This window comes from Hydrocoleum sp. CS-953, from assembly GCF_002260545.1.
In the GTDB taxonomy this organism is placed as follows: domain Bacteria; phylum Cyanobacteriota; class Cyanobacteriia; order Cyanobacteriales; family Microcoleaceae; genus Trichodesmium.
This window is the reverse complement of the sequence record NZ_LGSU01001409.1, coordinates 1-12,364: the sequence shown is the minus strand read 5'-3', so window position 1 is coordinate 12,364 and position 12,364 is coordinate 1. Positions and strand designations below refer to the sequence as shown.

Here is a 12,364-nt window from a genome sequence, read left to right as displayed (position 1 = left end):
GAAAGGGTAAATCTAGGTAAACTGATGCCATGGTGGGTGACGATAGATTGTTACAGGACTTTCCAGCAGATATGAACCGTAAATACGCACCCTAGCAGATACTGAAACAGATAAAGTGTGACTAGCAAAGGTTTTCAACCTGTACCAATTTCCTCACAAATTCACGTAGCGCGATGTTGTTCGACAATTGTGCCATTCTGGCAACAATAATCTGGGTAAGCTGATAAATTAGAAAAATATCAATATAATTTCTGGTGGAGTAGCTCTTAGTTGACATTTGAAAGCCACACCAGAGCCGATAGTAATTGGTATTTCCCCAGGAAATACTATCAACATAGCTTAATTCTCCCAAAAGAATTAAGCAATTTTTCATGTGCTCAAAAACCCGATAATTTTATTCAAATACATCTGCCAAAATGGCAACCACTCCCTGAGAATTCCAGTTATATTAAAAATGTCAAACAAAACAAAACTGTTTGAGAAAAAAAATTAAGGATAAACACAATGATTATTTCTGAATTAAACTACTTAGAATCTGCTGAAGCTGAAGTATTTGGTGGTCGTGGTGACACTACTGTTAACAGCTACACCTTAACTGTAGATGTTGATAAGAATATTGACGAAACAGTAACTAAGACATTGACTACAGATCTAAGCCTCGAAGGTTATGTGGCTCAAACAATTGCTATGAACCCCACGAGACGTGGAAACGCAGGCTTCTCCAGCACCCTCACAAATGCTCAAGNAAAAAAATTAAGGATAAACACAATGATTATTTCTGAATTAAACTACTTAGAATCTGCTGAAGCTGAAGTATTTGGTGGTCGTGGTGACACTACTGTTAACAGCTACACCTTAACTGTAGATGTTGATAAGAATATTGACGAAACAGTAACTAAGACATTGACTACAGATCTAAGCCTCGAAGGTTATGTGGCTCAATCAATTGCTACTGCTGACACTTTCGGTGGAAACGCAGGCTTCTCCAGCACCCTCACAAATGCTCAAGTAGACGCAGCTAAGTATAGCACTTTCGCTCTATCTGAATCTATCGCTGCTATCTACAAGTAATAAGTAATTCTTGATTAGGAATTATAGAAAGAGGCAATTAATTATTGCCTCTTTTTATGTTTATGGTTGAACGGAAACTTACAGACCCAATAGTGTCTATGAACGCCTTGCACCTTGGGATAATTGAGCAATGGCGGAAAGGGTAAATCTAGGTAAACTGATGCCATGGTGGGTGACGATAGATTGTTACAGGACTTTCCAGCAGATATGAACCGTAAATACGCACCCTAGCAGATACTGAAACAGATAAAGTGTGACTAGCAAAGGTTTTCAACCTGTACCAATNGACCCAATAGTGTCTATGAACGCCTTGCACCTTGGGATAATTGAGCATGGCGGAAAGGGTAAATCTAGGTAAACTGATGCCATGGTGGGTGACGATAGATTGTTACAGGACTTTCCAGCAGATATGAACCGTAAATACGCACCCTAGCAGATACTGAAACAGATAAAGTGTGACTAGCAAAGGTTTTCAACCTGTACCAATGTATTTGAAAATACATCTGCCAAAATGGCAACCATTCCCTGAGAATTCCAGTTATATTAAAAATGTCAAACAAAGGAAAGTTGTTTGAATACTTCAAAAACAAATAAGAAGAAAGACAATGATTATTTCCGAATTAAACTACTTAGAATCTGCTGAAGCTGAAGTATTAGGTGGTCGTGGTGACAGTACTGTTAACAACTACGATTTAACTGTATATGTTGATAAGAATATTTACGAAACAGTAACTAAGAGATTGACTACCAATCTGAATATCCAAGGTTTTGTGGCTCAATCAATTGCTACTGCTGACACTTTCGGTGGTAGTGCAGGCTTCTCCAGCACCCTCACAAATGCTCAAGTAGACGCAGAAACTAAGAGCACTTTCGCTCTATCTGAATCTATAGCTTCTATCAGTTACTAAGTAAGTAAAGTTCTTTGATTTCGACCGTGGCGAAATGGGAACTTGAAGAAAAATTGATTTCAGATGTCATAGAAATTTATGGAAGCTTTTTCCGAGCTTGGATAGAGCCATAAACATCTGTAGGAATTATAGAAATAGGCAATTAATTCTTGCTTCTTTTCATAACAACAGTTTCTAAGGGAATCTTAATACTCTTGAATTTCCTTTAGCGTAGCTATTTATATTAGCACTTACGCAAAGGCACTAATTGTATGTAGATATATCTGAAATAATTACCAAAATACACCATCTATATATAATAGAGGCAATGTGTAAGTCCTGTATATTTCAGTAATTTTAATTCAACACTTTAGGAGATAATATGGCTACTCTTTTTTTAACTAACGGAGATGATACGGAAAATTTAGCTGACTCTAATACACGCAATACTATCTATGGCAGAGATGGTAATGACAATTTGACTGGTGGAAATCAAACAGACAGAATATTTGGAGGCTTCGGTGACGATGTCCTTAATGGTGGGGGCGGCAATGACAATTTGAATGGGGATTTCGGCAATGACGTGTTGAATGGGGGCGATGGCAGAGATAATTTAGTTGGGGGATCAGGTGACGATGTTATTGATGGGGGCAATGGCAGAGATAATTTACTTGGGGGCTTAGGTAACGATGTTATGGATGGAGGAGAGGGTATTGACTTTCTCTCTGGAAGCCTTGGTGATGACATACTTTTGGGGGGTGGCGGAAATGATAATCTCTCTGGAAGTGTTGGCAGTGATGTAATGTTTGGGGGTGATGGTAATGACGTTCTCACGGGAGGTACTAATGGAGATATTAATAATCCTGACCCAAACTTCGTGAATGATTTCCTCGTTGGTGGTACAGGTGAAGATTTCCTGAATGGATTTGGTGGGGGTGTAGGAAACATTGAGATAGATATCTTAATCGGTGGCGGTTCGGTTAACAGTTCTGGTTCCATAACAAGTAATGCCGGCGATGGCGTTCAAGATATATTTGCTCTTGGCGATGGCCTTAGTGTTTATTATTCCAGTGCTGGGTTCGATGACTATGCTGAGATTAGAGACTTCGAGTCTGGTATAGATAAGATTCAACTAAACTTCAGTTCGGGAGCGGACTATCTACCCTTGGCCGCTCCTTTCGGTACAGTGCTTGTCGAAACTACTAATCCGAACGGACCGGAGGTAATTGCTGTGTTTGTTGGAGCAAGTGTGAATCCCCAAACAGATATTATCGGTGTATAAAGATAAATCTCTTCCTGCTTGAGATGGAACGAAACATCCCTGGTTAATACGAACTATCTATATATAAGAATCTTTCTTAAGATAAAACTTAACAAGATAGACAGCCTATGTATGTGTGCCTCAAACCTTAGAGAGTGAATGCACAAGCAAAGATTAAGAAAGCGCTTAGTGCTTAATATTCGGTATGTTCGGTGGGTTGCGGCGGATAGTTAAGAGTTTGGTGAGTCAGGGTAAGTAAGCGCCTAACCTACTGGACTGTTTCATCTTAAATGTTGCTTTAGAAAATGAGGTGATTACGAAAAAAGCTAATGCACTATTTTAACTGAAACGGTTCACTACACCTATCTATATATAAATATAAGAATCTTTTTTAACATAAAACTTAACAAGATGGACAACCTATGTATGTGTATCTCAAACCTTAGAACTAGGTAGCTATCCCGCAGGGATATGGCTTCGCCAGCGCGTAAATAACAAAAATCAGATTTTGCTCATACATTGCTTGGAGTTTTTGTCAAGTTAGATTATTTTAGAGAGGGGTGTATTCCTTTTACAGAAAGCTTTAAAGCTTTTGTAAATAAAGATGTTTATAAAAAAAAAACTCGCGGAGGGGGCTTTTAAAAGAGTTACATCCGGGGTAACAATATAGGATAAAATATTAGGGTAGTAGTGTACAAGTAGTGATATCCTAAAAAAAGTCAAGTAGTCAAGGGAATATGATTTANGGGTAGTAGTGTACAAGTAGTGATATCCTAAAAAAAGTCAAGTAGTCAAGGGAATATGATTTCTTTTACAGGACTACCAAATATAATAGTATATTTTTATGAAGTTATTATGGTATCAGACTCTAACGCCAAAGAACATTTCAAATTAGGAAATGTCTTTTTGGACCAAGGCAAGTTAGGAAAAGCAATCGAATGCTATAAGCAAGCATTAAAAATTCAACCTGAATTTCTTGAGGCTCATTACAATTTGGGCTGTGCGTTTAAACTTATACGTAATTTTGAAGCCGCGATCGAATGCTATCAGCAAGTCTTAAAAATTCAACCGAACTTTCTTGATGTTTATTGTAACTTGGGAAATTCCTTCCGGGACCAAGGAAATTTAGATGCGGCAATAAAAACATATCGGCAAGCTTTAGAGCTTCAACCTGATTTGTCTCCAGCCAAATTTGGCATTGTCATAGGTCAACTGCCGATTATCTATTCCAGTCTTACAGAAATAAATCTTAAACGAAATAATTATAAGCGAGACTTACAAGAATTAGCTCAAAGTTATAAATCATCTAGTGACCAAGAGTTAAAAAAGGCTGTAGAAGCAGTAGGCTCAATACAGCCTTTTTATCTAGCTTATCAAGGCTTAAATGACCGATATTTACAGCAAACCTATGGGGAAATGCTGGTTCATATCATGTCAAATAGCTATCCCCAATGGAGTCAAGATATTCCTTTGCCAGATTTAAACCCAAATGATAAAGTTCGTGTTGGTTTAGTTTCTAAATTTTTTTACAGTCATTCTAATTGGAAAATTCCTATCAAGGGTTGGATAGAAAATCTGGATCGGAGTGAATTTGAATTATTTGCATATCACACAAGTACAAAACGAGATATTAATACTACAAAAGCAGCACAAGAATTTGATAAATTCACTCAAGGCTCCTTTTCACTTGAAGAATGGGGCGAGCTAATTTACAAAGATAATTTACATATCCTGATTTTCCCAGAATTTGGGATGGATCATATGACACTCAAACTGGGTTGTTTGAGACTAGCTCCCATTCAAATCACTTCTTGGGGACATCCTCAAACCAGTGGTTTTCCAACCATTGACTATTACTTGAGCAGTGACTTAATGGAACCAGAAAATGCTCAAGAACACTATACAGAAAAATTAGTCAGATTACCAAATTTATCTATTTATTACACGCCTTTGGTAACTGAATATGATGTCATTAGCAAAAAAGATATTGGCATCAGCGATAATGAAATTATGTTCTGGTGTTGCCAGTCTTTATATAAATATTTACCGAACCATGATGATGTTTTTCCTAAAATTGCCCAAGAGTTAACCAATTGTAAGTTTGTATTTATAAAACATCATTCAGGTGAGCAGGTTACTGAAGTTTTTCGCCAGCGGTTAAGCCATGCTTTTCAGGAATTTGCTCTGAATTATCAAGATTACTGCATATTTTTACCCGCTATGCATCCTAGAGCATTCGCTAGCGTTTCAAACATGGCAGATGTCTTCCTAGATAGCATTGGTTGGTCGGGATGCAACTCTACTTTGGAATCTATCGCTCTTAATGTACCTGTTATCACTCTTCCAGGGGAATTGATGCGGGGAAGGCATTCCATGGCAATTCTGAAGATGATGGGTATTGAAGAAATGATCGCATCTAGTAAGGAAGAATATGTACAAATTGCTGTCCGTATGGGAAAAGATGCTGAATATCGTCAACACATATCTGAGTTAATTGCCCAGAATAAGCATAGATTATATGGAGACCTAGAGCCAATCCGATCCTTAGAGGACTTTTTGCTGAATGCTGTTGGCAAACCAAGAAAATCAGCAATGGCTAATGTTGCTGAAACCTTACGGATAGCAACTCAAGAGCATAGAGAGAATCATCTAGAGCAAGCCGAGTCAGCCTACCATNAATATCGTCAACACATATCTGAGTTAATTGCCCAGAATAAGCATAGATTATATGGAGACCTAGAGCCAATCCGATCCTTAGAGGACTTTTTGCTGAATGCTGTTGGCAAACCAAGAAAATCAGCAATGGCTAATGTTGCTGAAACCTTACGGATAGCAACTCAAGAGCATAGAGAGAATCATCTAGAGCAAGCCGAGTCAGCCTACCATCAAGTTTTGTCAATGCAGCCAAACCATCCAGATGCTTTATACGGTTTAGGTATGGTAGCGCAGCAGCAAGGTAAATTAAAAGAAGCTGAGAAATTCTTGGATGCAGCTGCACAAGTTCAGCCAGACTCGGTTAAGATTTGGTTTACTTTGGGTAATCTGCGTCAAGTTCAGGGACAGTTACCAGCAGCAGAAGACGCTTACAAAAGAGCGATCGCTCTGCGGCCAGATGCTGTTTCAATTTATAACAATCTGGGCTACACTTTGCAGCAACAAGGCAAATGGGAAGAGGCTATAAGCTGCTATCAAAAGGCTTTGGAATTACAGCCCAACTGCGTTGAGGCAGATGTTAATTTAGGGAATGCACTCCATGCTCAAGGTAAACTCTCCCCAGAAAAACAAGCTGATTATGCAAAATTAAATCACAATTTGGGTCTTGGTCGCAAAAAAGTAGGGGATCTACAAAANACACTTTGCAGCAACAAGGCAAATGGGAAGAGGCTATAAGCTGCTATCAAAAGGCTTTGGAATTACAGCCCAACTGCGTTGAGGCAGATGTTAATTTAGGGAATGCACTCCATGCTCAAGGTAAACTCTCCCCAGAAAAACAAGCTGATTATGCAAAATTAAATCACAATTTGGGTCTTGGTCGCAAAAAAGTAGGGGATCTACAAAATGCCAAGATTTACTTTCAAAAAGCCTTAGAACTGAATCCTAACTATGGGGAAGCTTACCTCGACTTAGGCAAAATTTATCAAGAGCAGAACAACCTCAAAGAGGCAATTTCTGCTTATCGGCAGGGTTTAGAGCTAATTAATCCCCACTATGCCACAGCAGTAGAAGCTTACCAGGGTTCTGAGACTACCCAAGAAGTGCCGACGACACCACCAATTCTCCAAGGAGAGGTAACTGTTGGGGAATATCCCTTCCCTGCGATTCCCCCAGTCGCAGATGATACAGGAAAACGACCTTTTTGGAGTGTAGTTATCCCTGCATATAATCGGACTGACTATTTGCTCGAATGTCTTGTCAGCGTCTTGGCTCAATGGCAAGGGGAAGAGCATATGGAAATTATTGTTATAGACGATGCCAGTACAATACCACTATTTGAACTGGTGAATACTATTGGGCAAGGAGTAATACGCTACTACCGGAATCCGCAAAATTTAAGGCAGCAGGGAACTTGGAATGCTGGAATTTTCCTGACTAGAGGTCAGTGGATTCACCTACTTCATGATGATGACTATGTCTTGCCAGGTTTTTATGACCGCCTCAAGGAAAGTTTAGAAGTTTGCCCAGATTCTGTTGGGGCAGCTTTCACAGGTTATGAAAATATTAATGATAAAAGAGAAATTGTTTTCCGCCAACAATTGTATGGAAAAGACAGGGGGATCGCTGAGAACTTCCTGCAAAAGATAGGTGTAGCCAACCCTTTGAATCCACCTGCAGTTGTTATTCGTCGGGCAACCTATGAACACCTAGGAGCTTATCATCCTGAGTTGACAGCTACTCTAGATTGGGAACTTTATAAACGCATTACAGCTTTTTATGATTGGTGGTATGAGCCGGAAATCTTAGTCCATTATCGACAACATTCCCAGAGTATGAGAACCAAGCTTTCTGTCTCTGGCGTTAGAACGGCCTCTATTCGTCGCTCCATTGAGATTGCGGAAAGCTATCTTCCACCTGAACATTGTGCAGAACTGACACAAAAAGCCCGCAAGGTCTACTTCACNAACGCATTACAGCTTTTTATGATTGGTGGTATGAGCCGGAAATCTTAGTCCATTATCGACAACATTCCCAGAGTATGAGAACCAAGCTTTCTGTCTCTGGCGTTAGAACGGCCTCTATTCGTCGCTCCATTGAGATTGCGGAAAGCTATCTTCCACCTGAACATTGTGCAGAACTGACACAAAAAGCCCGCAAGGTCTACTTCACTCACTGTCTTGCAGATACTCAAAATTCTTTGGATGGAGGGAATCTCAACGGGGCACTTTGTATGCTTCGCGAAACTCTTGCTATTGACAACTCTCCAGAGGCAGTGGCACAACTATTTACTTGGCTAAGACAAGATCAAGCATCTCTTTTGCGAGATGAAATTGTCCAACAGCTGATATCACTACCTTTAGAAAATTTGAGAATAGAGCCGAGTAAGAAAACGATTGAGTTGTCTAAAAAAATTGATGAGACAAAATTTTCTGATACTCTCCAACTTGCGCTTCAACATCATCAGGCAAAACGATTAGTCGAGGCGGAGGAAAGTTACTCTCAGGTGTTGGTAGAACAACCTGACCACCCCGATGCTTTATATGGATTAGGTGTGTTAGCGCAGCAAAACAATCAACTTCAGGAGGCTGAGAAGTTTTTGAATAAAGCAGTGCAGGTTAAGCCGGATCATCTCAAGGCTTGGTTTAGTTTAGGCAATTTGCGTCAAGCTCAAGGTCAGTTACCAGCAGCAGAGGCAGCTTATCGCCAAGCCTTAGCCCTACAACCGAAGCTAGTAGCAATACACAATAATCTGGGCTATACCCTGCAACAACAAGGCAAGTGGTCAGAAGCGATCGCCTGCTATCAAAAGGCTTTAGACTTGAAACCTGAATTTACTGAAGCCGATATCAATTTGGGTAATGCCCTATATGCCCAAGGAAAACTCTCAAAAGAAAAACAGGCTCACTATGCACAATTAAATCACAAGTTGGGTGTTGCTGGGAAGCAAGCTGGGGATTTCAAAAATGCGATAACTTACTACCAGCAGGCAATTACCCTACAACCAGATTTTGTGGAGGCTCATTATCACTTGGGGATGGCGCTGCAAGCACAAGGTAATCTAGAAGAAGCGATCGCTTGCTATCAAAAAACCTTAGAACTAAATCCCACTTTATGGGATGCTTACAATAATTTAGGTAAGATTTATCAAGAGCAAAACAACTTAGAAAAAGCCATTTCGATTTATCGACAAGGATTAATTCGCTTTAATCCTCACTATGCCTCAGCAATAGAAGCTTACGGGAAATCTGCAATGGCCGATGAAGTTCCTGTGACACCATCGATTCCCCAAGGCGAGGTTACGGTAGGGAGTTATTCGTTCCCAGCAATTGCGCCGGTATCGGTTCAAAAGGAAAAACGACCTTTCTGGAGTGTGGCAATCACTGCCTATAACCGGAGCGACTATATACTGGAATGCCTGGCTAGTGTGTTATTGCAATGGCCAGGAGAAGAGGAGATGGAAATTCTGGTTGTAGACAATGCCAGTACACCACCGCTCTTTGAACTGGTGAATGCTCTTGGGGGAGGGGTAATCCGCTACTACCGCCATCCGGAAAATCTTGGGCTTATTGGAAACCACAATGCAGGCGTTGCCCTCAGTCGCGGTCAGTGGATTCACATACTTAATGATGATGATTATGTTCTCCCTGATTTTTATTCTCGCCTCAAGCAAAGTCTTGATGGACTCCCTGATTCCGTCGGAGCAGCTTTTACAGGATTTGAAAATATCAATGAGAAAGGGGAAGTAGTTTCTAAAGGGGATATAGTTCACTGGTATGGAGAACAAAGGGGTATCATTCCCAATTGGTTATCACAGATTGGTGTGACTAATCCATTAAGACCTCCAGCGATTGTCACTCGCCGAGCAACTTTTGAACGCTTGGGAGGCTATAGCCCTGAGTTAACTGACCTCAATGGATGGGAACTCTGTAAACGCATTGCTACTTTTTNTAGTTTCTAAAGGGGATATAGTTCACTGGTATGGAGAACAAAGGGGTATCATTCCCAATTGGTTATCACAGATTGGTGTGACTAATCCATTAAGACCTCCAGCGATTGTCACTCGCCGAGCAACTTTTGAACGCTTGGGAGGCTATAGCCCTGAGTTAACTGACCTCAATGGATGGGAACTCTGTAAACGCATTGCTACTTTTTATGATTGTTGGTACGAACCCAAAATTTTGGCTCGTTACCGTTTGGATACCAATTTGGATACGCACAAAATGACAAATCAACTGTTTTTATCTGGAAATCATGCAATATTTATCCGGCGCGCCATTGAGATTCCTGAGAACTATCTTCCTGTTGATATTTGTGCAGAAATTACGGCAAAAGCCCGCAGCTATAACTTTAAATATCTTCTCGAAAGAAGGGTAATAATTCCTCTGAAAGCTGGCAGTCTTACTGGGGCTTTGCGTATGCTCCAAGAGGCTCTCAAAATAGATCGCTCTCCCCAAGCCGTAGCAAAGTTATTCGCTTGGTTAATTCAAGATGAGGCAGCCCTCCTAAGGGAAGCAATTATTGCTAATTTATCATTAGTACCTAAAGACAAAAATAAATACAGTATTAATACTGAAACCAAGTAAGAACAAACTACAATCAAAGCTGAGGATTTGAGGAAATGAAAGTACTTGTAACTGGAACTGAAGGATATATCGGCTCATTACTCGCCCCTCTGTTAATGCAAGAGGGTCATGAAGTAATTGGCGTAGACACTGGGTTTTATAAGGTAGGTTGGTTGTACAATGGCACTAAACTAACAGCCAAAACCCTCAACAAAGATATTCGCCACATTACGGCAGAAGACCTCCAAGGGGTAGAAGCAGTAGTTCATATGGCGGAACTTTCCAATGACCCCCTTGGCCAATTAGCGCCTAATATTACATATGATATTAACCATAAAGGCTCAATCCGTTTGGCGGAGCTAGCTAAGGCTGCTGGAGTGCGTCGCTTTATCTACACGTCTTCCTGTAGCGTGTATGGTTTTGCCAGTCAAGACTACGTTAACGAAGAGTCTGCCATCAATCCTCAAACTGCTTATGCCAAATGTAAAGGACTTGTGGAACAAGATGTTAAACTGCTAGCTGATGACGGCTTTTCTCCTACCTTTTTGCGGAATGCCACCGCCTATGGAGCTTCTCCCAGAATGCGCTTTGATATTGTCTTAAATAACTTAGCAGCNGTGTATGGTTTTGCCAGTCAAGACTACGTTAACGAAGAGTCTGCCATCAATCCTCAAACTGCTTATGCCAAATGTAAAGGACTTGTGGAACAAGATGTTAAACTGCTAGCTGATGACGGCTTTTCTCCTACCTTTTTGCGGAATGCCACCGCCTATGGAGCTTCTCCCAGAATGCGCTTTGATATTGTCTTAAATAACTTAGCAGCTTGGGCTTGGACAATTAAAGAAATCAAGATGACTAGCGATGGTACACCTTGGCGTCCTTTAGTCCACCTGTTGGATATCTGCAAAGCTATTCTCTGCACCTTGGCAGCACCACGGGACATAGTTCATAACCAAATCTTTAATGTTGGCGACACCCATAGTAACTATCAAGTCAAAGAAATTGCACAAATTGTAGCAGATGTGTTTACGGGTTGTCAACTAAGCTTTGGTAAGCATGACCCAGATAACCGCAGCTATCGGGTTTCTTTTGAGAAGATTAACCAGAACTTACCAGGATTTAAATGTGATTGGAATGCTGAAAGTGGTGCTAGGCAATTCTTGAATATATTCAAGCAAATTGACATGACTAAAGAAACATTTGAATTTAGAGGATTTACTCGTCTCAAACAACTAGAGTATCTCCTTCGTACCCAGCAAATTGACCAAGATTTTTTCTGGTANCGGGTTTCTTTTGAGAAGATTAACCAGAACTTACCAGGATTTAAATGTGATTGGAATGCTGAAAGTGGTGCTAGGCAATTCTTGAATATATTCAAGCAAATTGACATGACTAAAGAAACATTTGAATTTAGAGGATTTACTCGTCTCAAACAACTAGAGTATCTCCTTCGTACCCAGCAAATTGACCAAGATTTTTTCTGGTATCAATAATATCAATTTCATTAAATATTGCTACACTGGCTTTGTGCCTAGGAGTCAGGAGTCAGGCGTCAGGAGTTATGAGTCAGGAGTTATGAGTCAGGAGTCAGGAGGGAAGAATTTATAATATTTATTTTTTATGAGAGTAAAACTGTTCCATGATTAACTAAAATGCCATTAAATGGGTATTTCGGGAGAGTAAATCTTAAAAATACCCTTTTCTCTCCCCATCCCTCCCCATCTCCCTATCAAAAAAATGTTTGAGGAGTTCCTGATCAGGGATAGCTTGAAAAAGGGGGGTTATATCATGTCCCGATAATAACTGATAAAAAAGTTTTTGTTTGTAGTAGGGCTTTAACCCTATCTATAATTTGGGGCTAAAGCCCTACTACAAGCTTTAATTATAACTATACTATAATATAATTTTCATATTTAACAATGCAAGAA

General features: G+C 40.1%; 2 protein-coding genes and 7 pseudogenes. All 9 read left to right on the top strand.

Going from position 1 to position 12,364, the window contains the following annotated elements:
* Positions 1–1,676: 1,676 nt before the first annotated feature.
* Entirely contained in the window at positions 1,677–1,979 is a 303-nt protein-coding gene (locus tag AFK68_RS28500) for a hypothetical protein (protein WP_094677114.1), read from the top strand.
* A gap of 361 nt (positions 1,980–2,340) precedes the next feature.
* A complete protein-coding gene (locus AFK68_RS28495) occupies positions 2,341–3,240 on the top strand; it encodes a calcium-binding protein (protein ID WP_094677112.1) in 900 nt (299 codons plus the stop codon).
* 780 nt (positions 3,241–4,020) lie between these two features.
* Positions 4,021–5,895: pseudogene (locus tag AFK68_RS28490) on the top strand (tetratricopeptide repeat protein); the annotation flags it as partial.
* Between the two features lie 126 nt (positions 5,896–6,021).
* A pseudogene (locus AFK68_RS42795) lies at positions 6,022–6,569 on the top strand (tetratricopeptide repeat protein); the annotation flags it as partial.
* 6 nt (positions 6,570–6,575) lie between these two features.
* Positions 6,576–7,837 (top strand): annotated as a pseudogene (locus tag AFK68_RS28485) (glycosyltransferase); the annotation flags it as partial.
* Positions 7,838–7,912: 75 nt separating this feature from the next.
* Positions 7,913–9,821, top strand: a pseudogene (locus AFK68_RS46825) (tetratricopeptide repeat protein); the annotation flags it as partial.
* A 671-nt stretch (positions 9,822–10,492) separates the two neighbouring features.
* Positions 10,493–11,052, top strand: a pseudogene (locus tag AFK68_RS40035) (SDR family oxidoreductase); the annotation flags it as partial.
* A 172-nt stretch (positions 11,053–11,224) separates the two neighbouring features.
* Positions 11,225–11,718: pseudogene (locus AFK68_RS42790) on the top strand (NAD-dependent epimerase/dehydratase family protein); the annotation flags it as partial.
* A 1-nt stretch (position 11,719) separates the two neighbouring features.
* Positions 11,720–11,929 (top strand): annotated as a pseudogene (locus tag AFK68_RS40030) (hypothetical protein); the annotation flags it as partial.
* Positions 11,930–12,364 lie beyond the last annotated feature (435 nt).